This is a genomic window from Variovorax sp. OK605, from assembly GCF_900115445.1.
GTDB lineage: Bacteria > Pseudomonadota > Gammaproteobacteria > Burkholderiales > Burkholderiaceae_C > Variovorax.
In genome coordinates this window covers 242,331-266,853 of sequence record NZ_FOWL01000009.1, presented here as the reverse complement: position 1 = coordinate 266,853, position 24,523 = coordinate 242,331, and the positions used below count along the sequence as shown (strand labels likewise).

General features: G+C 67.6%; 22 protein-coding genes and 1 pseudogene. 14 read left to right on the top strand and 9 right to left on the bottom strand.

The genetic code is table 11. From position 1 onward, the window contains the following. Positions 1-8 precede the first annotated feature (8 nt). A complete protein-coding gene (locus tag BM013_RS24175; RefSeq protein ID WP_177225553.1) occupies positions 9-1,184 on the top strand; it encodes an FAD-dependent monooxygenase in 1,176 nt (391 codons plus the stop codon). 36 nt (positions 1,185-1,220) lie between these two features. On the opposite strand, the gene BM013_RS24170 is transcribed toward BM013_RS24175, so the two are convergent. The 5 genes from BM013_RS24170 to BM013_RS24150 form a co-directional block, all read right to left on the bottom strand. Continuing rightward, positions 1,221-2,150: a quinone oxidoreductase family protein gene (locus BM013_RS24170; RefSeq protein ID WP_256221665.1), complete on the bottom strand. Its 930-nt coding sequence runs from the start codon at positions 2,148-2,150 to the stop codon at positions 1,221-1,223. Positions 2,151-2,388: 238 nt separating this feature from the next. After that, positions 2,389-2,913, bottom strand: a complete 525-nt coding sequence (locus tag BM013_RS24165; RefSeq protein ID WP_093130188.1) for a nucleoside deaminase — start codon at positions 2,911-2,913, stop codon at positions 2,389-2,391. Between the two features lie 20 nt (positions 2,914-2,933). After that, positions 2,934-3,968 carry an ABC transporter substrate-binding protein gene (locus BM013_RS24160; RefSeq protein ID WP_093130187.1) on the bottom strand — a complete coding sequence of 345 codons (1,035 nt, stop codon included), beginning with the start codon at positions 3,966-3,968 and terminating at the stop codon, positions 2,934-2,936. Between the two features lie 495 nt (positions 3,969-4,463). Beyond that, entirely contained in the window at positions 4,464-6,314 is a 1,851-nt protein-coding gene (locus BM013_RS24155) for a carboxylesterase/lipase family protein (RefSeq protein ID WP_256221643.1), read from the bottom strand. A gap of 248 nt (positions 6,315-6,562) precedes the next feature. Then, entirely contained in the window at positions 6,563-8,578 is a 2,016-nt protein-coding gene (locus BM013_RS24150; protein ID WP_093130185.1) for a helix-turn-helix domain-containing protein, read from the bottom strand. Positions 8,579-8,782: 204 nt separating this feature from the next. On the opposite strand from BM013_RS24150, the gene BM013_RS24145 reads away from it, so the two are divergent. The 9 genes from BM013_RS24145 (at position 8,783) to BM013_RS24105 (ending at position 18,608) form a co-directional block, all read left to right on the top strand. Further along, on the top strand, positions 8,783-9,574 hold the full coding sequence (locus tag BM013_RS24145; RefSeq protein ID WP_093130184.1) for an SDR family oxidoreductase: 792 nt from the start codon (positions 8,783-8,785) through the stop codon (positions 9,572-9,574). A 103-nt stretch (positions 9,575-9,677) separates the two neighbouring features. After that, entirely contained in the window at positions 9,678-10,931 is a 1,254-nt protein-coding gene (locus tag BM013_RS24140) for a branched-chain amino acid ABC transporter substrate-binding protein (RefSeq protein ID WP_093130183.1), read from the top strand. A 12-nt stretch (positions 10,932-10,943) separates the two neighbouring features. Beyond that, the gene (locus BM013_RS24135) at positions 10,944-11,885 is read left to right on the top strand and encodes a branched-chain amino acid ABC transporter permease (RefSeq protein ID WP_093130182.1); all 942 of its coding nucleotides are present in this window, start codon (positions 10,944-10,946) and stop codon (positions 11,883-11,885) included. Positions 11,886-11,910: 25 nt separating this feature from the next. Further along, positions 11,911-13,185, top strand: coding sequence for a branched-chain amino acid ABC transporter permease (locus BM013_RS24130; protein WP_256221641.1), 1,275 nt, complete (start codon positions 11,911-11,913; stop codon positions 13,183-13,185). Further along, the gene (locus tag BM013_RS24125) at positions 13,182-13,937 is read left to right on the top strand and encodes an ABC transporter ATP-binding protein (RefSeq protein WP_093130180.1); all 756 of its coding nucleotides are present in this window, start codon (positions 13,182-13,184) and stop codon (positions 13,935-13,937) included. The genes BM013_RS24130 and BM013_RS24125 overlap by 4 nt, the downstream gene beginning before the upstream one ends. Continuing rightward, on the top strand, positions 13,934-14,659 hold the full coding sequence (locus BM013_RS24120) for an ABC transporter ATP-binding protein (RefSeq protein WP_093130179.1): 726 nt from the start codon (positions 13,934-13,936) through the stop codon (positions 14,657-14,659). Before BM013_RS24125 ends, BM013_RS24120 begins: the two co-directional genes overlap by 4 nt. Before the next feature lie 76 nt (positions 14,660-14,735). Next, positions 14,736-15,677, top strand: a complete 942-nt coding sequence (locus BM013_RS24115; RefSeq protein ID WP_093130178.1) for a 3,5-dioxohexanoate:acetyl-CoA acetone transferase — start codon at positions 14,736-14,738, stop codon at positions 15,675-15,677. 87 nt (positions 15,678-15,764) lie between these two features. After that, the gene (locus tag BM013_RS24110) at positions 15,765-16,685 is read left to right on the top strand and encodes an SDR family NAD(P)-dependent oxidoreductase (protein ID WP_093130177.1); all 921 of its coding nucleotides are present in this window, start codon (positions 15,765-15,767) and stop codon (positions 16,683-16,685) included. A 123-nt stretch (positions 16,686-16,808) separates the two neighbouring features. Beyond that, a complete protein-coding gene (locus BM013_RS24105; protein ID WP_256221640.1) occupies positions 16,809-18,608 on the top strand; it encodes a tannase/feruloyl esterase family alpha/beta hydrolase in 1,800 nt (599 codons plus the stop codon). A 167-nt stretch (positions 18,609-18,775) separates the two neighbouring features. On the opposite strand, the gene BM013_RS40610 is transcribed toward BM013_RS24105, so the two are convergent. Then, the gene (locus BM013_RS40610; protein WP_143098325.1) at positions 18,776-19,090 is read right to left on the bottom strand and encodes a hypothetical protein; all 315 of its coding nucleotides are present in this window, start codon (positions 19,088-19,090) and stop codon (positions 18,776-18,778) included. Between the two features lie 2 nt (positions 19,091-19,092). Between BM013_RS40610 and BM013_RS24100 the strand changes: the two genes are divergently transcribed. After that, positions 19,093-20,172: an aromatic ring-hydroxylating dioxygenase subunit alpha gene (locus BM013_RS24100; protein ID WP_093130176.1), complete on the top strand. Its 1,080-nt coding sequence runs from the start codon at positions 19,093-19,095 to the stop codon at positions 20,170-20,172. Positions 20,173-20,223: 51 nt separating this feature from the next. On the opposite strand, the gene BM013_RS24095 is transcribed toward BM013_RS24100, so the two are convergent. After that, a complete protein-coding gene (locus BM013_RS24095) occupies positions 20,224-21,525 on the bottom strand; it encodes a D-amino acid dehydrogenase (RefSeq protein WP_093130175.1) in 1,302 nt (433 codons plus the stop codon). A gap of 128 nt (positions 21,526-21,653) precedes the next feature. On the opposite strand from BM013_RS24095, the gene BM013_RS24090 reads away from it, so the two are divergent. From BM013_RS24090 to BM013_RS24080, 3 genes are read left to right on the top strand one after another with little or no spacing between them, the layout of a single operon-like run. Continuing rightward, the gene (locus BM013_RS24090; RefSeq protein ID WP_093130174.1) at positions 21,654-22,121 is read left to right on the top strand and encodes a winged helix-turn-helix transcriptional regulator; all 468 of its coding nucleotides are present in this window, start codon (positions 21,654-21,656) and stop codon (positions 22,119-22,121) included. Next, positions 22,118-22,612 carry a GNAT family N-acetyltransferase gene (locus tag BM013_RS24085; protein ID WP_093130173.1) on the top strand — a complete coding sequence of 165 codons (495 nt, stop codon included), beginning with the start codon at positions 22,118-22,120 and terminating at the stop codon, positions 22,610-22,612. The genes BM013_RS24090 and BM013_RS24085 overlap by 4 nt, the downstream gene beginning before the upstream one ends. 31 nt (positions 22,613-22,643) lie before the next feature. Then, a complete protein-coding gene (locus tag BM013_RS24080; protein WP_093130172.1) occupies positions 22,644-23,045 on the top strand; it encodes an OsmC family protein in 402 nt (133 codons plus the stop codon). A gap of 35 nt (positions 23,046-23,080) precedes the next feature. Here BM013_RS24080 and BM013_RS24075 read toward each other — a convergent pair whose 3' ends face one another. Next, positions 23,081-24,280 (bottom strand): serine hydrolase domain-containing protein, encoded by a 1,200-nt coding sequence (locus BM013_RS24075; RefSeq protein WP_093130171.1) that lies wholly within the window; start codon positions 24,278-24,280, stop codon positions 23,081-23,083. A gap of 23 nt (positions 24,281-24,303) precedes the next feature. Beyond that, positions 24,304-24,423, bottom strand: a pseudogene (locus BM013_RS24070) (winged helix-turn-helix transcriptional regulator); the annotation flags it as partial. Between the last annotated feature and the right edge of the window lie 100 nt (positions 24,424-24,523).

Here is a 24,523-nt window from a genome sequence, read left to right as displayed (position 1 = left end):
GCCGCACCATGAATGTCCTAGTCTCCGGCGCCAGCATGGCCGGCCTTTCCGCCGCCTACTGGTTCGCCCACCTTGGCCACCGGGTGACCGTGGTCGAGCGTTCGGATGGCCTGCGCCCCGGCGGTGCGCCCATCGACGTTCGCGGACGGGCGCTCGGCACGGCGCAGCGGATGGGAATTCTCCAGAGGATCGACGACGAGAAGGTCGTGGTCTCGCAGCCGGCGCCGGTGCTCGACGCCAAGGGAATGCAGGTGGCCACGCTCGACCTGCGGTGGTTCGCCAACGAGACCGACGACGACATCGAGATCTCGCGCGATCGTCTCAACAACATCCTGCTGGGTCTCATCCCGAAAGAGGTCGAGTTCCGCTTCGAGGTGTCCATCGCGTCGCTCGTGGATGACCAGGACGGCCAGGGCGGCGTGGACGTGGCCTTGACGGATGGCTCGCAAGGCCGCTACGACCTCGTGGTGGGTGCCGACGGCCTGCACTCCAACGTGCGCAAGCTCGCCTTCGGGCCCGAGAAGAACTACGTGCGGCACTTCGGCTACTACGTGGCGCTGCTCGACCTGCCGAAGGAGCGTGAGTGGTCCCGCGGCATGCTCAACGTGCCCGGCCTGAAGATCAGCGTGCGCAACGCGGGCGACGGACCGCAGGCCATGATGATCGCCGCCAGCCCCGAGATCGACTACGACCACCGCGACCTTGCCGCGCACCGGAAGATCATCGATGGCTTCCTGTCGCGCGTGGATGCGTGGCAGGTGCCCGCGATACGCGCGGCGTTCATGGACCCCGCCGCCAAGGGCTTCTACTTCGACTCGGTGAGCCAGACCCACATGCCGAGCTGGACCCAGGGCAACGTGGCCGTCATTGGCGATGCGGGCCACTGCGCGGCCCTGCTGTCAGGCATGGGGACCACGCTGGCCATGGTGTCCGCGGAAACACTCGCGAGAACCTGGAGCGATTGCGATGGCGACATGTCCGCCGCATCCCCCCTCTATCACGAGAGCCTGCGCCCCTACGTGGAGCAGTGCCAGGCCTTCGCGCACGAAGGCGCGCCGATCATGGTGCCCATGACGCAGGAGGCGCTCGACCAGCGCAACGCGAGCTTCCGGAGCTGCGCCGAAAAATCAGCGGCATCGTTGGCTGCAACAGCCGTCGAGGGCAGCGACCAGGTTCGCGCCTGAGTTCGCGCGTGAGCAGGCAGCACCTGCCCGTTTGGGTCAGGGCAGCAGCAGGATCGCGCCAGTCACCGAGCGGCTTTCGGCGGCCCGGTGCGCGCCGGCCGCATCGGCCAGCGCAAAGCGCGCGCCGATCGACGCGCGCACCGCGCCCGAGGCCATGGCGTCGAACACGTCCTTCGCGTTCGCGCGGAAGGTGGCGGGGTCGGCGTTGTGCGGGAACACCGACGGGCGCGTGAGGAACAGGCAGCCCTTCTTGTTGAGCAGCTCGGGCTCGATGGCCGGCGCCGGGCCCGAGGCCGCGCCGTACAGCACCACCATGCCGAAGGGCGCGGTGCAGTCCAGCGAGCCCATGAAGGTGTGCTGCGCGACCGAGTCGTACACCACGCGCGCCTTGCGCCCGCCGGTGGCGTCGATCACCTGTTGCACCCAGTCGGGCTGCGAATAGTCGACGGCCACGTCGCAGCCGGCCGCGCGCGCCGCTTCGCACTTGGCGGCGGAACCGGCGGTGCCGATCACCGTGGCGCCCAGCGCCTTGGCCCAGCCGCTCAGGATCTGCCCCACGCCGCCCGCGGCCGCATGCACCACGACGATGTCGCCGGGCTGCACCGCGTGCGTCTTCTTCACGAGGTACTGCGCCGTCATGGCCTTGAAGAACACGGCGGCGGCGTCCTCGTCGGAGATGGCGTCGGGAATGCGCACCAGCTTCGCGGCCGGCACGTTGCGGCGTTCCGCATAGGCGCCGACGCCGGCGTTCATGTAGACCACGCGGTCGCCCGCCTTCAGGTCGGTGACGCCTTCGCCCAGCACCTCGACCACGCCGGTGGCCTCGTGGCCCAGGCCGGTGGGCGAGGGCAGCGGGTACTTGCCGCTGCGCTGGTACACGTCGATGTAGTTGAAGCCGACGGCGGTCTGGCGCAACTGCACCTCGAGCGCGGCGGGCGCGGGAAGGTCGACGGTTTCGAGGCGCATGGCCTCGGGGCCGCCGAATTCGGTCACGCGGATGGCTCGGGTGGTTCCGGTCTGTGGGGTCTGCTGTGTCGGGGTCACGGGGCTTGCTCCTTTTTGCTTCTCATGGGCCATGGCGGCCGATGCGATTCTGGGCGAAGCCGGAGTCCCGGGCAGGCGCGGGTCTTTCGGGCGTCCAGGCCTTCAGGAGAAGCGCAGGAGGCGAGGCGTCGGGGCGTCGGGGCGTTCGGCCTTCAGGCCTTCAGGCCTTCCAGGCCCCGTCGTGCGCCGCGCTGGCCTCGTCGATCAGCGCGGGCCCGATGCACTCGATGCGGTGCGGCGACGCGCGGAACACGTCGCGGCACGACAGCTCGGCGTCGCGCTGGTCCTGCCGTTCGCCGCGGAACACGCGCAGGCGCTCGGCGTCGATGCCGAACACCACGCGGCCGATGTTCGACCAGAAGATGGCGCCCGCGCACATCACGCAGGGTTCGCCCGAGGCATAGAGCGTGGCGCCCGCCAGCTCTTCGCGCGAGATGTTGCGCCCGGCCAGCGCGCGCAGCGCGTTCACCTCGGCGTGCGCGGTGCAGTCGCCGGTCTCGGTGTTGCTGTTGCCGGCCTCGGCCAGCACCTCGCCGGAGGCCGAGACGATGACCGAGCCGAAAGGGCGGTTGCCACGGCGGCGCGCCGCGTGCGACCACACGATGGCCTTGCGCAGGTAGCGGCCGTCGCGCTCGTCGAGTTCGTTTTCCGCGGGGTAGGTTTGGGTGTTGTTGTTGAGGTTCATGCCTGGGGTTGGGTCCTGTGTCACGCCTTGGGAAGATTGCGTTCGCTGCGCAATGGGAGCATCGAAGTGTTGAAGATGGCGTCGGACGCGGGCTTGATCTTGAGGCCGAACACATCGGCCACTTCGTCGACCTGCTGCTCGAGCGTGAGCTTTTGGATGTCGCCCAGCCCGTGGCCGCGCGTGTCGGCCGCGCCCACGTACTGCGCCGTGATGCCCCAGCGCTCCAGCTCGATCTTCTCGTCGAGGATGGGCTCGCGCTGGCGCATGGCCGCGATGCTCGGCGCCGGGTTGGCGAAGGTCTCGACGATGGCGCGGTTGCTCGCGCGCAGGAAGGCGGCCACCACCTTCGGATTCTGCGCGATGAGGTTGCTGCTCGCGAGGATGGCGTTGCCGTACAGGTTGACGCCCGCGTCGGCGTACTTGAGCACCGAAAGCTCTTCGGGCTTCATGCGCGCGAACAGCGAGACGGCCGAGTCGTGGAAGTAGGTGGCGGCATCGACGTCGCCGCGCACCATCACGTTGTCGCGCGCGCTGAAGTCGGTGGTCTGCCACTGGAAGGCGTCGCCGCGCATGCCCTGCTTGCGCGCCACCATCGGCCAGGCGCGGCGGGTCGACTCGACGGCCGCCGCGGCCACCTTCTTGCCCTGCAGGCTCCTGAAGTCGCCGGTCACGCCGCGGTCCTTGCGCCCGATGATCACGAACGGTGCACGGTTGTAGTACTGGTACACGGCCTGCACCATCGGCGTGCCCGGGTTCTGCGCGTTGAACTCCACCAGCGAGCTGATGTCGCCCAGGCCCAGCTGGTACACGCCGCTGGCAATGCGGGTGATGGAGGCGACCGAGCCGGCGCCCGTGTCGATGCTCACGTCGAGGCCTTCGTCCCTGTAGTAGCCCTTGGTCATCGCGAGGAAGAAGGGCGCGGTCTGGCCGTTGATGCGGAAGTCGAGCGTGAACTTGAGCGGCGTGAGCTTGCCGGTGCCCTGCGCGAAGACGGCGGGTGCGGCAATGGGGGCGAGGGCGGCGGTGCTTGCCGCAAGAAAGAATCGACGTTGCATGGGGGGAGCCTCGGAATCTTCTGGTCTTGAATCCCTCCGCACAAAGCGGAAGGCGCTTCAAGAGCAATTTCCGGGCGAGCGCACTTTCGTGGTGCGTGCGCTGCTGAACGCTTCTACTCTCGGGAGTGTTGATGCACGACGCATGCCAAGGCCTTGGCTCGGGCTGTATCGAAAAATTCCACACGCAAAAGCAGAATCAATGCTGCCCACGGCCGCTATATGAATCAAGCACTTGCCGTCCACAAACTCCGTGAGCATCCTGATTCGCACAACTTCAGCGCATCTTGTTGGATTCCGCCGATCTCCGACCCTGGATTCAGCAGACGTCGAATTGGGCTGGGAGTGCACGCACCACGGGCCCTGCGGTGAAATAGACCCGGCCTTGCCCGCACGGCAGAGGTGGGTTCGGGTCGACAGCAAACGCTGCGCCACGCAGGATCGGGGTTCGCAGCCCGACCCCCACGTGCGTTCACCTGCACGCAGGGGATTCACCCATCACCGGACGGATATGGATTTCCCCGCCGGCGTTGCATCGAAGCTCAGCGTGGCGGGCCAGCGCGGCCATGCGACGCCCAAGCTCGTATCGTTCGGATCACCCTTGAGCGCGAAGGCGCCGATGCTGCGCATCATGCTGTCCGACAGGGCAAGCCGGCCCTGCTCGTTGGCCTTGCTGAACATGATGTTGGCGTACAGCGAGGGGCCGAAGTTGCCGAAGGCGAAGGGCAGATCGAAGGCATGCGCTGCGCCGTAGATGCTGTCGAACGGCGCGGGCTCTTCATCCCAGTCGAAGCTGTAGGCCCACAGGTTGCTCTGCTGTGACGCGAGGGCGCCCGCAACGCTGTCGCGGCTGGCGCCGAAAAAGAGCTGGGTCAATCGGGAAGCCACGGCGTCGAAGCCGGTGCCCGGCGTCGCCACTGGCAGGTAGGCCGATGGGATCCACTGTGCAAGCGTGCTCTGCGGTGCGGCGTCGGGCTGGTAGTTGAATGCGGTGGAGAACACCTGCGAATCGCCCAGCAGCCGCGCGCTGCCCGTGCCGCCGGCAAGCGGAAACAGCGTGGGGAAGAGTTTGCCCTCGTCTCGCGCATTGCCGATCAGCACCGGCACCTTCGCGTACTTGCCGGCCTTGATCGCCGCGATGGGGCTCGTCGGCACCACGTTGCCGTCGGGAATCGGCCCCGACCCTGAAGCACCCAGCGGTGCAAGCCGCGTGAGCACCGTGTGCAGCACGAAGTCGGCGCTCTTGCCGCGCATGTATGCGGCAATCTGGTCGCTGCTCTGCGTCGCAAGGTAGGCCTGCGCAGACGGTATGTCGGTGGCAAGCCCGTCGTCGATCACCATGTAGACGATCAGCAGCCCCCATTGGCCCGCATAGTCCGACGCGCGCGCGAGCGTCGCGACACTGCCGGCCGGCAATTCGCTCGCCAGCGAGATGCCACCGCTGATGGGCAGCGCGCGGTGTATCAGCGCAGGCTTCGCATTGGCCACCAACGGCGACGTCATGGCCGCGTAGACATTCACGGCACCCGCCGACTGGCCCATCAGCGTGACGTTGCCGGGGTCGCCGCCAAAACTGTCGATGTTGGCCTGGACGAACTGCAGCCCCTTCACGATGTCCAGGATGGCGAAATTCCCCGAGTCGTTGAGCGGGTCGCCGTTCTTGAGTGAGCTCGCATTCATGAAGCCGAACATGCCGAGCCGGTAGTTCACCGAGACCACCACGGCGTTGGCCGTGCGCGCAAGGTTCGCGCCGTCGTAGACGGGGTCGGCCGTGTAGCCGGTGATGTTGCTCCCCCCGTGCACCCACACGATCACCGGCAGCTTTGCGGTGTCGTTGGCCGGCCGCCAGACGTTCAGGTACAGGCAGTCTTCCGAGCCGACCGTCTGGCCGAGCGTTGTGCCGATGGTGGCGTCGTACGTGTTGTTCAGGCCCGGCCCGTACAGCCGGCCGGTCGATGCACAGGCGTTGCCGAACTGCTGCGTGTCCCTGGGCGAGTTCCACGCCTGCGGGTCGACCGGCGGTTTCCATCGCAGCTCGCCCACAGGCGCCTTGGCAAAGGGAACGCCCTTCCAGGCGAAGGTGCCGCTGGTGGCTGAGTTGTCTGTGCCGACGACCCCACCGAAAGCGGTTTGGCGCTGCATGGAAGGTGCCGATGTCAGTGGCGGCGGCGGTGCGGCCGGCTGCGCGGGTGGGGGCGCCTGCGTGCCGAGACCGCTCAGGTCGATGGCGCCGCTGCCACTGCCACCACCGCCGCCACCACCGCAACCGGTCAGCATCAGCGCCGTCAAGAGCATCGCGGGCAGGCTGCGATGGAGCGACTTGCCAACCGCAGTTCGTGTTCTCTTCATGTTGTCTCCTGGATTTTTTTGAGCCCCGGTCGGCGAGGGCCGAACGGGTGCCGCGTGCCTGTGCTGCGCGACCGCTCCAGTCTGGCGGGCTGCCATCCGCGTTCAATGGCAGCGGAGCACACCGCTGGCCAGGACATGGTGTGCGCAGGTTCTACCGGAAGAACCCTTGAAGAGTTGGCGCAGAGGTGGCGCAAAGGTGGCGCGACCCCCTGGCTCAACCAGCGATCGCGCCGGGCACTCGGAAGCTCTTACTCGTCGCGCAAGGCAGGCAGCGCGCCGGCCGCGCTCAGGCTCCACAAACGCAGCGCCATGTGAATCTCCAGTGCCCGGCTGGCGCTTCCCCAATGGCCCAGCAGCTCCTCCACGCTCGCCAGGCGCTGGCGCACCGTGTTGACGTGGATGCCCATGCGGGACGCCGTCGCCTTGGCGTTCTGGTTGCTGTCGAAATAGGTCAACAGCGTGGATGTGAGTTCGGAGCCCCGCTTGCTGTCGTGCGACGTGACGGGGCCGATGGTCGCGCCGAGAAACGAGGAGAGGCTGGACTGGTCGTGCGTTTCGAAAAGCACCGAGTACAGCGCCATCTCGTTCTGCGCGACGACGACCGCGCGCATGCCCAGCCGTGCCAGTACCGACAGCCCGCGCCGCAGCGCGGCGTACAGCGCCGGCAACTCCGCCGGCGCCAGTGCAGGCCTCGACGTCACGCCCCTGTAGGCCTGCCCGAGTTCGCGCCGGGCGAACGCGCCGAACTGCCCGAGCACGTCGTGCGCCCTCGAGGCGTTGCACACCAGCACCAGCACGCCGTCCACCTCGTCGAGCACCTGTTCGCCCAGCACAGGGTCCGAGCGCAGGCGCCGCGACCAGAACCCCGCCGTGGACTGGTCCGTCTCGACCACAAGCAGGGACATGGGCTGCGACAGGTCGAGCCCGAAGCGCTCGGCCCGGTCCTGCGCCAGCGCAGGCTCGCCCTGCCGCGGAGAGATGAGCGTGCGCAGCAGCGCGGACACGTCGCGGCTTTTCTCCGCTTCCACGCGTTCCTGCGACAGCAGCATGACCCCGATGACGCTGGAACTTCGCTCGAAAGTGCGCAGCGAAATCCCGCGCAGGTCTTCGTGCCGGAAGAGCAGCACGGCGCCCAGCATGTCGTTGCCACCGATCACGGCGATGGCCCGGCAGAGCTCGTCGCCGTGCGTGAAAGCCGCGACCGACCGGCCGGCCTGCCGGCTCTCGCGCAGCGCGCGCGTCAGGTCCGCGCTGTGAGCGCCGTTCGGCGAATAGGCTTGCGCCACCGTGCCGTCATAGCCAGGCTGCTTGGCGCTGGCAATCACGTGGCCGGCCTCGTCGAGCACCAGGACGCTGCCGTTGAGCAACTGCGCAACCGACTCGCACAACACGCCCAAGGAGGCACCCCTTGCAAGCAACGACGTGAGCTGCTCGTGCGCCTCGGCCGCGCCTTGCACGTCGCGCGCATGGCGCTCCAGCTCGGCGCGTGCCAGGTCGGCGTTGGCCAGGGCCGCCTTCGCTTCGGCGAACGCCTTGGCGTTGTTGATGGCCACGGCGGCATGCGTGGCCAGCGTGCACAGGATCGACACGTTGAGCGCGGTGTGCGTGCGGTGATACCGGTCCGCCACGAACAGCAGGCCGATGACGTTGTCCTCGCAGATCAGCGGCGCGCCCACCAGCGCGGCCACGCCCTCGTCGCGGAAGGTGTCGTCCAGCGCGGGGTCGTGCACGAAGCGCTTGTCGTGCAGGTAGTCGGGCGTGAAAAAGGGCAACCGTGTCGACATCACGACGCCGGCCACGCCGAGGTTGCGCCCCGCGGTCATCCTGCCCGTGCGTTGCGAGATGGCACCGTCGGCCACCACCACCTGGAACTCGCCGGTGTGCGCATCGACCACCGTCAGCCAGCACAGGTGCGAGCCCATCAGGTTGCGTGCACGGTTCGCGATGGCCTTGAGCAGCCCCTGCAGGTCGAGGCGGCTCGACAGGTCCTGTGCCGACTCGATGACCGCGAGCATGCCGCGTTCGCGCTGCTCGTGCAGTTCGAGCCGGTTGCGCAGCGCCATGGCCATGCGCACGAGCTCGACCAGGCCGGGCTTGCCACGCAGTGCGTCGGGCAAGGCCTCGACGTTGGAAAGGCGCGCCGCGAATTCCTCGGCGGAGGCGCTGCGGTGCAGCAGGCCGATCAGGTCGGCGGCAATGTCCTCGGGGGCGAGGCCCGAGGCCGGCGCCTGTGAACGCTTTCTTTCGAGGGGCAGTGATGACATAGGGCTGCGAAGGCTAGCAGAACGAGGCGGCCCGGGCATGGGCGCAAGCCCTGAGCCGCGGGGCGCGTTTTCCCGGAGGGTGGCGCGCACATCGCGACGGCGGCGCGTGTGTGCGCGGCTCACATAGCCATCGGCTCATGCCTTCCGGACACTCGATGCATTCAGTCGTCGACCGGCAACCCCACACACGTTCTACAGGCATTCATGAGCATCATCGATTCACTCCGGCCCGCGCCCGGCCTGCGCGTGCTGGTCACCGCGGGCGCTTCGGGCATCGGCGCGGCTGTTGCGCGCGCGTTCTGCGAGGCGGGCGCGCGCGTGCATGTGTGCGACATCGATCGGGCCGCACTCGACCGGCTGGGCGCCGAGCTTCCCGAGGTCACCGCGAGCATGGCGGACGCATCGGTCCCCGAAGACGTCGACCTCGTCTTCGACGACGTGCAGGGCGCCCTGGGCGGCCTGGACGTGCTGGTCAACAACGTCGGCATTGCCGGGCCCACCGGCGCCATTCAGGACCTGCGGCGCGGCGACTGGGAGCGCACCGTGTCGGTGAACCTGAACAGCCAGTTCTACTTCGCGCAGCGCGCGGTGCCGCTGCTCAAGCAGTCCGTGAACAACCCCTCACTGATCGCGATGAGCTCGGTCGCGGGCCGGCTCGGCTACCCGTTGCGCACACCGTATGCGGCAACCAAGTGGGCCATCGTCGGCCTCATGAAGTCGCTGGCCATCGAGCTCGGTCCGCACGGCGTGCGCGTCAACGCGATCCTGCCCGGCACCGTGGAGGGCGAGCGCATGAACGGCGTGATCGGTGCGCGCGCGGCCACTGAAGGTGTGTCGGTGGAGGCCATGCGCGCGCAGTACCTGCAGAAGATTTCGCTGCGCCGCATGGTCACGCTGGACGACGTGGCGGCCATGGCGCTGTTCCTGTGTTCACCCGCCGCGCGCAACCTCAGCGGCCAGGCCATCAGCGTCGACGGGAACATGGAATACCTCTGACGCCCAGCGAGCTTCCCCCGCGGTTCGCACCCCGCGCCTCCCGCACCTCTCGCGCCTCTCGTACCTCCCCCCGCATTCCGCTTTTCAAAACAAGGAGACATTCATGCAAAAACGCAAAACTTCCGCCTTCAATTTCGCGCTGATCCCCACGGTCGGGCTGCTGCTCTCGGCGGCTGCATCGGCGGCGCCGGTGAAGATCGGCGTGCTAGAAACCCTGTCGGGACCACAGGCCTCGTCGGGCCAGGCCTACCGCAGCGCGGTGCGCTACGCCATCGACCAGATCAATGCGGCCGGCGGCTGGAACGGCGAGCCGGTGCAACTGCTGGAGTACGACAACCAGGGTGGTCCCACCGGCGCGGCAGACAAGCTCAAGGCCGCGGCGGCCGACGGCGTGCAGATGATCGTGCAAGGCGCCTCGTCGGCCATCGGCGGGCAGATCACCGAGGACGTGCGCAAGTACAACCTGCGCAACCCGGGCAAGGAAATCGTCTACATCAACGTGGGGGCGGAGGCGCTCGAGCTGACCGGCGACAAGTGCAACTTCCATCACTTCCGCTTCAGCGGCGATGCGCAGATTCGCACCAAGGCGCTGGTGAGCGCCATGAAGCAGGCCAACGCACTCGGCACCCGGGTGTATTCGATCAACCAGAACTATTCCTGGGGCCAGGACATGGAGCGCGCCATTTCCGACAACGCGTCGGCGGGCGGTTACCAGGTGGTCGAGAAAACGCTGCACGACGTCAACAAGGTGCAGGACTTCGCGCCCTATGTCGCCAAGATCGCCGCGGCCAAGGCCGACTCGGTGCTCACCGGCAACTGGTCGAACGACCTGCTGCTGCTGATGAAGGCGTCGAAGTCGGCGGGGCTGAAGGTGCGCTTCGGTACCGTGTTTCTCGACCAGCCGGGCAACCTCGCCAATGCCGGCGACCTGGCCATCGGTCACTTCGTGGTCCACACCTTCAATGCGGAGGCGGGCGGCGCGGACGGCGAGCGCTTCGTGAACGACTACAAGGCCAAGACCGGCCACGCGCCCGCGTTCATCGAACCGCAGACCGTGTTCGGCATGGCGATGGTCGCCGACGCGCTGAAGCGCACGCCGGCCGAAGGCGGCAAGCTCAATGTGAACGCCTTCGCCAAGGCGCTGGAGACCGCGAAGATCAAGTCGCCCATGGGCGAGATGAGCATGCGTGCCGCGGACCACCAGGTGCAGATGCCCATGGTGGTGTCGACCGTCAGCAAGGACGCGCGCTACAAGGCCGACGAGAGCGAGCTGGGCTTCAAGCCGGTCAAGCGCTTCTCGGCCGAGGAGGCTTCCGCGCCGGCCCAGGCCAGCTGCGTCATGAAGCGGCCGGGCTGACCGGGCGGCGACATGGACCAGTTCCTCGTTTCGCTCATGAACGGCGTCATCTATGGCCTGCTGCTGTTCATGGTGTCCGCCGGGCTCACGCTGATCTTCGGGATGATGGGCGTGCTGAACTTCGCGCACGCCTCGTTCTACATGCTGGGCGCGTACTTCGCCTACACGCTGCAGGACCTGATCGGCTTCTGGGCCGCGGTGGCGGTGTCGCCCGTCATGGTGGGGCTGGTCGGCGTCGCGGTGGAGCGCTTCTTCCTGCGGCGCGTTCACCAGTACGGGCATGCGCACGAACTGCTGCTGACGTTCGGGCTGTCGTTCATCGTGGCGGAATCGATCAAGCTGTTCTTCGGCAACTTCCCGGTCGACTACCGCATTCCCGCGGCGCTCGACGTGCCGGCCTTCAGCATCGGCGGTGCGCAGTACCCGGTCTACCGGTTGCTGATGGGCGGAATTGCCATCGCGATGTTCGTCGTGATCTACCTGCTGCTCACGCGCACCCGCGTGGGCATCGTGGTGCGCTCCGCCATCTACAAGCCGCGCATGGCCGAGGCGCTGGGGCACAACGTGCCGCTGGTGTTCATGGGCGTCTTCGGCGTGGGGGCCGCGCTGGCGGGGCTGGCCGGCGCCGTGGCCGGCGCGTTCTACACGACCAACCCCAACATGGCATTGGAGCTGGGCGTGATGGTGTTCGTGGTGGTGGTCGTGGGCGGGCTTGGCTCGCTGGGCGGGGCCATGCTGGCGTCGCTGCTGATCGGCGTTGTCACGTCGCTGGCCGTGAGCGTCGACCGCAGCCTCGCGGACCTGTTCGCGCTCGTCGGCGCGGGCGACTGGGCGCGCGATGTCGGGGGCCTGCTGACGCTGAAGATCTCCAGCCTCTCGGCGACCATTCCTTTCGCATTGATGCTGCTGATCCTGCTGGTGCGCCCGGGCGGGCTCATGGGCGAGAAGGTCTGACGCGATGAAGACTTTTTTCAATCCCATGGTCGCGGTTGTCTTTGCGGGCGTGGCGCTGCTGCTCGCGTTGCCCTTCCTGCTGTCGCAGGGCTTGCTCAACGCGGCCGTGCAGATGCTGATCGCGGCGCTTTTCGCCAGCGCCTACAACCTGCTGTGCGGCCAGGCCGGCATGCTGTCCTTCGGCCATGCGGCGTATTTCGGCGTGGGCGCGTTCGGCACCGTGCATGCCATGAATGCCGTGGGCGGCGCAGGGTTGCTGCCCACGCCCTTGCTTCCGCTGGTGGGTGCGGCCTTCGGCCTGCTCTTCGGTGGCATCGCGGGTTGGTTCGCGACCAAGCGGACGGGCACCTACTTCGCGATGATCACGCTGGCCATTGCGGAGCTGGTGCATTCGCTTGCGCCGCACCTGAAGGGGCTGTTCGGCGGCGAGGCCGGGGTGTCCACGATGCGCATGCCGGCGTGGGGCCTCGACTTCGGCTCGACCACGCAGGTGTACTACCTCACGCTCGGCTGGGCATTGCTGTGTGTGGGGCTGCTGTACTTCTTCACGCACACCCCGCTCGGGCGCCTGGCGTACGGGCTGCGCGAGAACAGCCACCGCCTTCGCTTCCTCGGCTACAACGTGCATGGCCTGGGCATGGCGGTGTTCGCGATCTCGGCCATGTTCTCGGGCGTTGCCGGCGCGCTGCAGGTGCTTTCCAACGAGTCGGCCAACTATGTGGTGTTCGATCCGGGCCTGTCCGCGGCGGTGATCCTCAACAGCTACATCGGCGGGGTGAAGATGTTCCTGGGGCCGGCGCTCGGCGCGGCGCTCATGACCTTCTTCGGCTATGCCGTCTCCGACCTCACGCAATCGTGGCTGCTCTACCAGGGCATCCTGTTCGTGCTGGTGATGATGTTCATGCCTTCCGGACTCGCGGGGCTGCCCGGCACCCTGGGCCGGCTGCGCCAACGCTTCGGTCTTGCACGAGCGATGCCGCTGGTGCTCCTGTCGGTGGGGGCGGCGCTGCTGCTGAGCATGGGCGGTACCTTCATGATCGAGCTGCTGCAGCGCGTCTTCTCGCAAGACTACCGGTCGGCGGTGCGTCTTCATCCGGGCGATGCATGGCCGCCCGTGATGCTGCTGTCGCGCGAATGGTCGCCTGCCTCGGTGGCCACCTGGTCGGTGCCGCTCACGCTGTTTGCTGCCGGACTGCTTCTCGCATGGATCGCGCGCCGCCGCCGCGCCGCGCTGGAAGACGGCCAGACCGAGAGCCCGCCGCCCGGCCACAGGGTCGCGCGCACGGAGGGTGCCGCATGAGCGAGCCGATCCTCAGCATTCGCGGCTTGCGCAAATCCTTCGGACCTACCGAAATCATGCGCGGGGTCGACCTCGATCTGCGCAGCGCCGAAAGGCACGCGTTGATCGGGCCGAATGGCGCAGGCAAGTCCACGCTTTTTCATCTGGTGTCGGGGCACCTGGCGCCCAGCGCCGGGGAGATCCGCTTCGACGGGCAGGACATCGGGGGGCGCTCGCCGCAGGCCATCAACCGGCTGGGCCTGGCGCGCTCGTTCCAGATCACCAACATCTTTCCCAAGCTCAGCGTGTTCGAGAACATCCGCCTCGGCGTGATGCGTCCGCGCGGCGTGCAATACACGTTCTGGAAGGTCATGTCGCGCGACAAGGCGATCCAGCGAGAAACCGAGCGGCTGCTCGAACTGGTCCGCCTGACCGCGCGGGCGTCGACGCTCGCGGGCGAGATGGCCTATTCGGAGCAGCGCTCGCTGGAGATCGCCATGACGCTCGCATCCGACCCCAAGCTCATCCTGCTGGACGAACCGATGGCCGGCATGGCCAGCGAGGAAACCCACTACACCGCGCAGCTGATTCGCGAAGTGACCCAGGGGCGCACGCTGGTCATCGTGGAGCACGACATGGACGTGGTGTTCGCGCTCAGCGACCGCATCAGCGTGCTCGTGTACGGCCAGGTGATCGCCACCGGCACGCCCGACGAGATCCGCAACGACGCGCGCGTCAAGGAAGCCTACCTGGGCGAGGAGGTGAGCGCATGAACGCCGCTGCTGAAGACAGCCTGCTCGATATTGCCGAGCTGCACGCGCACTACGGCAAGAGCCACATCCTGCACGGCGTGAACCTGCGGGTGGCGCACAACGAGGTGGTGAGCCTGCTGGGGCGCAACGGCTCCGGCCGCTCCACCACCATGAAGGCGATCATGGGGCTGGTGGCGCCCTCGGCCGGCCGCATCCGGCTGCAAGGCCGCGAGTTGGCGGGTCAGAGGCCTTATGCCATCTGCCGCGCCGGCATTGCCTACGTGCCCGAGGAGCGCGAGGTGTTCGCCAACCTCACGGTCGACGAGAACCTGCGCATGGGCGAGCAAGCCGCGCCCGCCGGTGCGCACCGCTGGAGCGTGCAGGACATGTTCGACTATTTCCCTCGCCTGAAGGAAGGCCGCAACACCCGCGCGGGCAGCATGTCCGGCGGCGAGCAGCAGATGCTGACCATGTGCCGCTCGCTGCTGGGCAACCCGCGCGTGATGCTGATCGACGAGCCCACGGAAGGCCTCGCGCCCAAGATCGTGGCGCAGGTCGGCGAGTGCATCCGCGACATGCACCGCAAGGGCGTGTCGGTGCTGCTGGTGGAGCAGAAGCTGGCCATTGCACTGAAGGTGTCCACGCGCGTGTGCGTGATGGGGCACGGGCGCATCGTGTTCGAAGGCACGCCGCAGGCGCTGGCGTCGAACGAGGAACTCGTCGCGCAGTGGCTGGCGGTGTAAGGCCACGGCCTTTCGCTGCTGCGCCGCCGGGGCCACGGCGCCCCCGGCATTTCATCCAATCATCGAGAGGGCCGACATGGCAATCACACAAGACAAGGTCATCATTTCCTGCGCGGTCACGGGGTCGGTCCATACGCCGACCATGTCCGAGCACCTGGCGTTGACGCCCGAGCAGATCGCGGAGCAATCCATCGAGGCCGCGCAGGCCGGCGCCGCCATCCTGCATCTGCACGCGCGCGATCCGGGCGACGGGCGGCCTTCGGCCGACCCCAAGGTGTTCGACCAGTTCGTGCCGCGCATCCGGGATGCGACCGACGCCGTCATCAACATCACGACCGGCGGCAGCACGCGCATGACGCTGGAAGAACGCCTGGCCTATCCGCTGAAGGCGAAGCCGGAGATGTGCTCGCTGAACATGGGCTCGATGAATTTCTCCATTCACCCGGCGGCGCGGCGCATTTCGCAGTGGAAGCACGACTGGGAGCAGCCGTACGTGGAGGGCATGGAGGACCTGATTTTTCGCAACACTTTCCGCGACATCAAGCACATCCTGAAAGTGCTGGGCGACGACTGCGGCACGCGCTTCGAGTTCGAGTGCTACGACGTGGGGCACCTCTACAACCTGGCGCACTTCGTGGACGAGGGGCTGGTCAAGGGGCCGCTGTTCATCCAGAGCATCTACGGCATCCTCGGCGGCCTGGGGCCGGACCCCGAAAACCTGGTCACGATGCGCACCACCGCGGACCGGCTGTTCGGCCGCGGCGGCTACCGCTTTTCCATCCTCGGCGCGGGGCGCCACCAGATGCCGCTGCTGACCATGGGCGCGGTGATGGGCGGCAACGTGCGCGTCGGCCTGGAAGACAGCCTCTACCTGGGCAAGGGCCAGCTTGCCAAGTCGTGCGCCGAGCAGGTCCGCAAGATCCGCCGAATTCTCGAGGAGCTGTCACTGGAGATTGCGACGCCCGACGAGGCGCGCGCCATGCTGGGTCTCAAGGGCCGCGATGCCGTGGCGTTCTGAGGACCGGGAGGCCTGCCCGCGCGTGTCTCCCCGTGCCTCCCCTGTAGCTCCCCTGTGCCTCTTTCTTTCAAATCCCGAGGAACTTCGATGAAGAAATTTTTGGACGGCCGCGTGGCCATCGTCACCGGCGCCGGCAGCGGCCTGGGCAAGGCCCACGCACTGGCGCTTGCGGGCCATGGCGCGCGCGTGGTGGTGAACGACGTGGCGGGCTCGCAGCCGGGTTCGCCCGGGCGTGCCGTGGCCGACGAGATCGTGCGTGCCGGCGGCTTCGCCATGGCCGACGGCGGCGACGTGACCGACTTCGCGCAGATGCAGGCGATGGTGGCGCGTGCCGTCGGCGAATGGGGCCGTGTCGACATCCTGGTCAACAACGCGGGCGTGCTGCGTGACCGCACCTTCGCCAAGATGTCGCTCGACGACTTCCGCCTGGTGATGGAGGTGCACCTGATGGGCTCGGTGAACTGCGTCAAGGCGGTGTGGGACCTCATGCGCGCGCAGAAGTACGGGCGCATCGTGATGACGACGTCGTCCTCCGGCCTGTACGGCAACTTCGGCCAGTCGAACTACAGCGCCGCCAAGATGGCGCTGGTCGGGCTGATGCAGACGCTGGCACTCGAAGGCGAGCGACAGGACATTCGCGTGAACTGCCTCGCGCCGACAGCCGCGACGGCCATGACCGAGGGGGTGCTGGCGCCTGATGCACTGGCCCGGCTGCAGCCCGCTTCGGTGAGTCCGGGGCTGGTTGCGCTCGTGGGCGAGGACGCGCCCACGCGCACCATCCTGCTGGCGGGGGCGGGCAGTTTCGAGAGCGCGAACATCACGATGACGCGCGGTGTCTTCATCGGTGGCGTGCAGGACGCGCAGGACACGGAGAGCGTCGCAAGCCAGGTTCGCGCGCGGATGGACGAGATCCTCGACCGCGAGGGCGAGTCGGTGCCCCGCACGGGCTTCGAGCAGTACCGGCTCGAACTGGCAAAGGCCGGCGTCGAGGTTGCGCTGCCGGGCTGATCGGGGTTTACGCGGCATGTGGGCCGCACATCGCATGCGCCGATCCGGTGTGCGGTCCGCACATTGGTTTCGGTGCGCCACGGCGGGAGACTTCGCCGGCGAACGAAAAAACACAGGAGACATATGAAAAGCAGACTCGGAAAACTGGCGCTGGTCGCCACAGCCTGTGTCGCCACCAGCGCGGCATTGCTCGCATGCGGTGGCGGCGGCGGAGGAGGGGGCGCGGGCTTCCCGCTGATCCTGCCGCCGGCGGCCAACCCGCCGGCCTCGGAACAGCCAGGCCAGCCAGGCCAGCCAGGCGAACCGGTCGTGCCCGCGGGTCCCACCGCGCTGACCTGCAACCAGTTGCAGGGCATGGCCATTCCCGCCGCGTCCATCGGGCTGCCGACGACGGGCGCGACCGTCACGGCCGCCAAACCCATTGCCGCAAGCGGCACGGGTGTCACTGCCGTTCCCGCCTATTGCGAGGTCTCCGGAAAGATCGCGCCGGTCGATCCCGCGGCGCCGAACATCCTGTTCCAGGTCGGTTTGCCCGAGAACTGGAACCAGAAGATCGTCATGTTCGGCGGCGGCGGTTTCGACGGCACCATTCCCAGCGTGAAGTCCAACGTGCCCAACGGACCCGTCGACAAGCCCACGCCGCTGGGCCGGGGCTACGCCACCTTTGCCAGCGACTCAGGCCACCAGGCGAACGCGATGGGGTCCCAGGACGGCCGGTTCGGGCTCAACGACGAGGCGGTGCGCAACTTTGGCGGGGACGTGCTGAAGAAGACACGCGATGTGGCCGTTGCGATCATCAAGGCGCGCTATGCCGCCGGTCCGGTGAAGTCGTACTTCGCGGGCGGCTCGACCGGTGGGCGCGAGGCCCTGGCCGCCATCCAGCGCTGGCCGGCCGACTGGGACGGCGCCATTGCGTGGTACCCCGCATGGAACGACGCGGCAGCGCTGCTGGGCGGCCACCGCATGAGCCGCGCGCTGGCGCAACCCGGCGCGTATCCCAACGCCGCGAAGCGCCTCGTGCTGTACGAAGCCGCCATGGAAACCTGCGACGCGCTCGACGGCGCCGTCGACGGCCTGATCAGCAACCAGACCCTGTGCAACGCGCGCTTCGATCCGTCGACCGCGACCCTGAGGGGCGTGGCGGTTCGCTGCCCTGGCGGTGCCGACACCGGCAACACGTGCCTGTCGGACGCGCAGATCGGCGCGATGAACACCATCAACACGCCGACCAACCTCCGCTTCCCGCTGGCCAGCGGCGAGACGCAATACCCGGGCTACAACATCTGGGGTGCCGACACCGGCATCGGCAGCTGGACGTCGCCACTGGAGCCGACGGTGACGTTCCTGGCCTTCGGCGCGTCGCAGCCCACGCGGCCCATGCCCGCGAACGCGCCGTATGTCAGCGTGCTCACGGACCAATGGATCAAGTACTTCATCACGCGTGACCCGGCGTACGACTCCCTGTCTCTCGACCCGGAGAACCCGGGAGCGTGGGCCAGTCGCATCAGCGCGCTGAGCACGCAACTCGACACGAGTACCGACATCTCGGCCTTCAAGGCGCGGGGCGGCAAGCTGCTGCTCGCCCATGGCCTGGCCGACGTGTTGGTGAGCACGCGCGCCACCGAGCAGTACTACCTGCGCCTGCAGTCCAGCATGGGGCCGTCGCAGGTCGACGCCTTCGTGCGGTACTACGAGGTCGCCGGCCTGGGCCATGCCGTCAGCAGCGTCTTCAATGCAACCTGGGACTCGCTCACCGCGCTCGACCAGTGGTCGGTGAACGGTTCGGCGCCGGCTGGGCAAGTCACGACCGATACCTCCGGTGTTCCCGGGCGCACACGCCCGCTGTGCGACTACCCGAAGTGGCCGCAGTACAAGGGAACCGGCGACGTCAACGTGGCGAGCTCGTTCCAGTGCGTCAACTAGGCGGGCGACGCAGCAAAGGCTCGGGTGGGGAGCTGACCCTCTCCACCCGACGGATCCCGGTCGCGTTTCATCGATTCCTCGGCGTTCCACCTGGCTGGCGATCGAGGCCACCAAATCGCGCAAACAGCGGCGCAATCTGCGGCAGGTCCACACCCGCAGGACCTCTCTCAAGCGGATTTTTTCTCATCGGGCAAGAGAAATTGCCGTGGACAACGTCGTGCGAGTTTTCTTGCGCCAATTTCCTCGAAAGCAGCGTCGTAAGTCATTGATTTCATTGGGTTGGTTGCGCGCGTCCAATTTTTGCCGACACGGGCATTGCGTTGCGGGGCTTGGCGCGCGGCAAACACGGCGCCACAATCCGGGCGCGCAACTTGCATGGCAGGTTGCGCAGAGTAGAAGCGTTCAACCAGGCGGACCGAGTTCGTCGCGGCGGGAAATTGCTCTTTCAGTTCGTCCCCACGCGACCACAGAAGGAGTCCCACGCATGCTCGTCACCCAACAACCCGTCTTCCGCAAGTTCTGGCATGCCGTCATGCCGCTCACCGAACTGGCCAACGGCCCCCAGCCCTTCCGGCTGCTGGGCGAAGACATCGTCCTGTTCATCGACGCCACCGGCCAGCCCGCCGCGCTGCGCGACCGCTGCTGCCACCGCACCGCCAGGCTGTCGAAGGGCTGGTGCGTGGACGGCGAAGGCCAGGCCTGCGGCACCGGCGCCATCCAGTGCGGCTACCACGGCTGGACCTACGACCGCAGCGGCCAGGTGGTGCGCATCCCGCAGTACGAACCCGATCGCAAGATCTCACCCGAGTACCGCACCACCGCCTACCACTGCACCGCGCGCTACGGCTACGCATGGGTGGCGCTGGAAGACCCGATTGCCGAGATTCCCGCCATTCCCGAGTTCGACGACCCGGGCTACCGCACCATCTTCCAGTTCTACGAAGAGTGGCAGACCAGCCCGATGCGCGCGCTGGAGAACTCGTTCGACAACTCGCACTTCAGCTTCGTGCACCGCGCCACCTTCGGCGTGGCCGCGAGCCCGAAGCCGAGCAAGTACGAGCTGGTGGAAAACGAGTCGGGCTTCTACGCCGAGACGGTCATCGAGGCGACCAACCCGGCCAGGTTCCACGCCATCAGCGGCGTGACCGACCCCATCACCACGCGCCACATGCGCAACGCCTACTTCCTGCCGTTCTCGCGCCGGCTCGACATCGAGTACCCGAGCGGCGTGCGCCACATCATCATCAACTGCTTCACGCCCATCGACGACGGGCGCATGCAGCTGTGCCAATGGCTCTTTCGCAACGACACCGAGGCCGACTGCGCCGCGCAGATGCTGATCGACTTCGACGATGCGGTGACGCGCGAGGACAAGGACATCCTCGAGTCGACCGACCCCGACGCGCTGGTCGACACGCGCCGGCGCGGCGTGGAGTACTCGATGGAGTCGGACCGGCCCGGCATGCTCATTCGCAAGCACCTGATGCAGTTGCTGGCGAAGCACGGCGAGGCGGAGGTTTATCGCGGCATGAACGCGGTGATCCCCATTGCAAAGGCCGCCTGAGCGGCGGCCTTTGCGTCTGCTTTTGCTTCAGCCCTCCGACGGGCCAGCCGGTCAGGCCGGCGCGGTGGTTGGGTTCGGGCGCACGCTGCGCGGCGAACCCTTTGCGTAGCGGTCCATCGCCAGGCCGTCGGTGCGGATCTCGGGGCGCTGGCCCATCACCATGTCGGAGATGAGCTTGCCCGAGCCGCAGGCCATGGTCCAGCCCAGCGTGCCGTGGCCGGTGTTGAGGAACAGGTTGGCGTAGCGCGTGCCGCCCACGATGGGCGTGCTGTCGGGCGTCATCGGGCGCAGGCCGGTCCAGAAGGTGGCGCGCGGCACGTCGCCGCCGGGGAACAGGTCGGTCACGACCTTCTCGAGCGTGGCGCGGCGCGCCGGGTTCAGCCGCAGGTCGAAGCCGCCGAGCTCGGCCATGCCGCCCACGCGAATGCGGTTGTCGAAGCGCGTCACGGCCACCTTGTAGGTCTCGTCGAGCACGGTCGATTGCGGCGCGAGCGATTCGTCGAGCAGCGGCACGGTCAGCGAATAGCCCTTGACCGGGTACACCGGAATGTCCAGGCCCAGCGAGGCCACGGCCGCGCGCGAGTAGCTGCCGAATGCCATCACGTAGCGGTCGGCCGTGAGCACCTTGCCCGTGGTGGTGCGCACACCGGTGATGCGGCTGCCGTCGGTCTCCAGCCCGGCGATGGTCTGGCCGAAGCGGAAGTCCACGCCCATGCCGCGCGCGATCTCGGCAAGGCCGCGCGTGAACAGGTGGCAGTCGCCGGTTTCGTCGTTGGGCAGGCGCAGGCCGCCGGTGAGGCGGTCGCGCGCGCCGGCCAGCGCGGGCTCGACGCTGGCGAGCGCATCGCGGTCGAGCAGTTCATAGGGCACGCCGCATTCCTCGAGCACCGCGATGTCGCGCTGCACCGCGTCGAGCTGGGCCTGCGTGCGGAACAGCTGCAGCGTGCCGCCGGTGCGCTGCTCGTACTGCAGGCCGGTGTCGGCGCGCAGCTGTTGCAGGCAGCCGCGGCTGTACTCGGCCACGCGCATCATGCGTTCCTTGTTCACTGCGTACGCCTCCGGCGAGCAGTTGCGCAGCATGGCGGCCATCCAGCGCAGCTGGAACAGCGTGCCGTCGGGGCGGATCGACAGCGGCGCGTGCTTCTTGAACATCCACTTGATCGCCTTCAGCGGAATGCCCGGCGCGGCCCACGGCGTGGAGTAGCCGGGCGACACCTGGCCGGCGTTGCCGAAGCTCGTTTCCTCGGCCGGACCGTCCTGCCGGTCGAGCAGGGTGACCTCGGCACCGGAGCGCGCGAGGTAGTAGGCCGTGGTGGTGCCGATCACGCCGCCGCCGAGAACGATGACTTTCATGGTGTATTCGCCGATTCAGATGGAATACGTTGAATCTAAAGTGCACAATGCCGTGGATTCCATTGTTTTTAAGGGTTTGGCAGCGGAATTCGCTGCCGACAATCGTCCAAAGCCACGCGCGAAGTGAAATGCCTGAACTCGACCGAATCGACCGCAAGATCCTCGACCTGCTGCAGCGCCAGGGCCGCATCTCGATGACCGAACTGGCCGAGCACATCGGCCTGTCCGCGTCGCCTTGCGCCGAGCGCGTGAAGCGCATGGAGCGCGACGGCGTCATCACCGGCTACCACGCGCGCGTGTCGCCCGAGGCGCTGGGCAAGACGCTGCTGGTGTTCGTGGAAATCAAGCTCTCGGCCAAGTCGGGCGACGTGTTCGACAAGGTCAAGCAGGAGCTGCTGCACATGCCCGAAGTGCTCGAGTGCCACCTGGTGTCGGGCAGCTTCGACTACCTGGTGAAGGCGCGCCTGAGCGGCATGAGCGAGTACCGCCACCTGCTGGGCGACATCCTGAAGAAGCTGCCGGTGGCGGCCGAGTCGCACAGCTACGTGGTGATGGAGGAAATCAAGGAAACGCTGACGCTGGCGGTGGACCGATGAGCACCGACAACGACATTCCCGACATCGCCATCCGGCCCTGGCGCCTGGACGACTTCGACGCGGTGAAGGCCATCCTCGACGACACCTTCGCGCACACCTGGTTGCCGCAGCTCACGCCGGAAGCCGCCGGCGCCTACCGCGAGAGCGGCGAGCCCGTGGGCTACATCGACGAAATGGGCCCGGCCTTCTTCGTGGCCGAGATCGACGGGGACGTGGTCGGCATGGTGCACTGGGCGCACGACTTCGTGCATGCCCTGCACGTGCCCGCGGCGCAGCAGCGCAAGGGCATCGCCCGCGCGCTCATGGCCTTCGCCGAAGACGGCATGCGCGCCGACGGCTTGGCGCTCGCGCGGCTGGAGACCGACACCTTCAACACGCAGAGCCAGGGCTTGTACCTGGCGCTCGGCTACCGCGAGGCCGGCCGCTATCCCGACCTCGAATGGCACAGCGGTTTCACGACCATCCTGTACGTGAAGACGCTGTCACCTTGACCGAACCGCAATTCCTTTCAAAGGCATCCGCATGACTCTCTCGATCCGCCGCGACGGCATCACCGGCACGCGCCACATCCTCAAGATCCGCAACCACGAGATCCCGGTCGACGCCTCGCCCGCCGGTGGCGGCAGCGACGGCGGCCCCGAGCCGCACGACCTGTACGACGCGTCGCTGGCGGCCTGCAAGGCGCTCACCGTGCTGATCTACGCACGCCGCAAGGGCATTCCGGTGGAAGACATCGAGGTGGTGGTCGACCGCGACGACAGCGAGGAACGCAAGGGCGTGTACCGCCTGAAGTCGGGCCTGCGCGTGAGCGGCGACCTGAGCGAGGCGCAGCGCGAAGAGCTGCTGCGCGTGGCGGCCAAGTGCCCGGTGCACAAGCTCATGACCGAGGTGAAGACCGAGATCGAGACCGGCTGGGCGGACTGAACGCCGCGCGCCTGTTGCATGCTTCTGCTTCTGTTTCAGTTCAGCACGCGGTAGGCGCGCACCGCGCGCAGCAGCGCCCACAGGCCCGCCTCCGCGGGCACCTTCTTTTCGTTGAACGACACGGCGATGTACACGTCGTCGCCCGGCACGTAGGCCACGATGCTCGTGAAGCCCTCGATGCCGCCGCTGTGCCCGAGCATCAGCCCCGGGCCGTCGGGCACGTCGTACAGCTGCACGCCCATGCCGTAGAACGAGTTGCTCCCGCTGTAGACGCCGAGCATGGGCGGCATGCCGGTGAACATGCGATGCACCGTCGCCTCGGGCAGCACCTGGCCGGCGAGCAGCGCATGCCAGAAGCGCACGAGGTCGCCGGCCGTGGAGGCCAGCGCGCCGGCGGCATAGGGCGTGGCGTACTGGTCGGGTGCTTCGACCGGGCGGCCGGCCTCGTGGCCCGTGGCCACCGGCAGTTCGACGCCGGGCTGGCGCATGACGGAACGGGTCAACGACAGCGGCTCGAGCAGGCGCTTCGAGAGCACGTCGGCCAGCGGCGCACCTTCGATCTTCTCGATGATGACGCCGAGCATCGCGTAGCCCGTGTTGGTGTAGCTCCATTGCGTGCCGGGGCAGAACTGCGGCTTCTGCGCGGTGCCGAGCGCGATGATGTCGGCGGGCGTGCGGTAGTTCGTGCCAAACGACGGCAGCGCATTGAAGCTCACCAGGCCGCTGGTGTGCCGCAGCAGCTGTTCGATGGTGATCAGCTTCGCGTTCGGTGCATCGGGGAACCATCGGTCGACGGTATCGGCGAGGCGAAGCTTCTGCTCTTCGACGAGTTGAAGAACCACACCGGCCGTTAGTGTCTTTGCCGTGCTGGCCACCTGGAACTGCTGGTCGGGCGCCACCGGTTGTGGCGGTTCCTTGCGCGCCAGCCCGCGCGTGGCCGTCCAGGTGCCCTGGCCGGGAATCGCCACCGCCACGCTGGCGGCCGGCACGTGCGCCAGCATCTTGTCGAGCGCATCGCCGAGCGATGCCTGCAGCGCGGCCGGCAAGGTGCCGTCGATGGAGCGCTTGAAGTCCTTCTGCCACACGGCGCCGGGCGCCGAGCGCACTGCCGGGCCGGCGTAGACAGGCGAGGGCGGGCACATCGATTGCGCCTTGGCCTGCGGCATGTGCAAGACCGTGGTCAACGCAAGCAGTGGCACCAGCGTGGCCGACACCAGCGCCGAACGCCTGTTCATTTCGCGGCCTCCGCCTGCTTGCACGGCGGCACTTCGTGGAACACCTCGCGATGCACGATGCCGTCGGTCTCGAGCTCGCGCAGCTGCTGGATCAGCATCTTCTCGCTGATCGCCGGCAGCAGCCGCTTCAGCTCGCCAAAGCGGCTCACGCCCATGTCATGAAGCGGATGGCGCGCAGCACCTCGGCTTCGTGCTCGCTGGACTTGACGTTTCCATCGGCACGAGCGTCAGGTGGTCGAAGCA

Bases quoted from the DNA above. Each gene is read 5' to 3' on its own strand.
- BM013_RS24095 (WP_093130175.1), bottom strand. From the start codon at position 21,525: ATGAAAGTCATCGTTCTCGGCGGCGGCGTGATCGGCACCACCACGGCC.
- BM013_RS24075 (WP_093130171.1), bottom strand. From the start codon at position 24,280: ATGAACAGGCGTTCGGCGCTGGTGTCGGCCACGCTGGTGCCACTGCTT.
- BM013_RS24115 (WP_093130178.1), top strand. From the start codon at position 14,736: ATGGCAATCACACAAGACAAGGTCATCATTTCCTGCGCGGTCACGGGG.
- BM013_RS24165 (WP_093130188.1), bottom strand. From the start codon at position 2,913: ATGAACCTCAACAACAACACCCAAACCTACCCCGCGGAAAACGAACTC.
- BM013_RS24130 (WP_256221641.1), top strand. From the start codon at position 11,911: ATGGTCGCGGTTGTCTTTGCGGGCGTGGCGCTGCTGCTCGCGTTGCCC.
- BM013_RS24140 (WP_093130183.1), top strand. From the start codon at position 9,678: ATGCAAAAACGCAAAACTTCCGCCTTCAATTTCGCGCTGATCCCCACG.
- BM013_RS24175 (WP_177225553.1), top strand. From the start codon at position 9: ATGAATGTCCTAGTCTCCGGCGCCAGCATGGCCGGCCTTTCCGCCGCC.
- BM013_RS24090 (WP_093130174.1), top strand. From the start codon at position 21,654: ATGCCTGAACTCGACCGAATCGACCGCAAGATCCTCGACCTGCTGCAG.
- BM013_RS24100 (WP_093130176.1), top strand. From the start codon at position 19,093: ATGCTCGTCACCCAACAACCCGTCTTCCGCAAGTTCTGGCATGCCGTC.
- BM013_RS24135 (WP_093130182.1), top strand. From the start codon at position 10,944: ATGGACCAGTTCCTCGTTTCGCTCATGAACGGCGTCATCTATGGCCTG.
- BM013_RS24120 (WP_093130179.1), top strand. From the start codon at position 13,934: ATGAACGCCGCTGCTGAAGACAGCCTGCTCGATATTGCCGAGCTGCAC.
- BM013_RS24145 (WP_093130184.1), top strand. From the start codon at position 8,783: ATGAGCATCATCGATTCACTCCGGCCCGCGCCCGGCCTGCGCGTGCTG.
- BM013_RS24110 (WP_093130177.1), top strand. From the start codon at position 15,765: ATGAAGAAATTTTTGGACGGCCGCGTGGCCATCGTCACCGGCGCCGGC.
- BM013_RS24080 (WP_093130172.1), top strand. From the start codon at position 22,644: ATGACTCTCTCGATCCGCCGCGACGGCATCACCGGCACGCGCCACATC.
- BM013_RS24105 (WP_256221640.1), top strand. From the start codon at position 16,809: ATGAAAAGCAGACTCGGAAAACTGGCGCTGGTCGCCACAGCCTGTGTC.
- BM013_RS24160 (WP_093130187.1), bottom strand. From the start codon at position 3,968: ATGCAACGTCGATTCTTTCTTGCGGCAAGCACCGCCGCCCTCGCCCCC.
- BM013_RS24125 (WP_093130180.1), top strand. From the start codon at position 13,182: ATGAGCGAGCCGATCCTCAGCATTCGCGGCTTGCGCAAATCCTTCGGA.
- BM013_RS24170 (WP_256221665.1), bottom strand. From the start codon at position 2,150: ATGCGCCTCGAAACCGTCGACCTTCCCGCGCCCGCCGCGCTCGAGGTG.
- BM013_RS24150 (WP_093130185.1), bottom strand. From the start codon at position 8,578: ATGTCATCACTGCCCCTCGAAAGAAAGCGTTCACAGGCGCCGGCCTCG.
- BM013_RS24155 (WP_256221643.1), bottom strand. From the start codon at position 6,314: ATGAAGAGAACACGAACTGCGGTTGGCAAGTCGCTCCATCGCAGCCTG.
- BM013_RS24085 (WP_093130173.1), top strand. From the start codon at position 22,118: ATGAGCACCGACAACGACATTCCCGACATCGCCATCCGGCCCTGGCGC.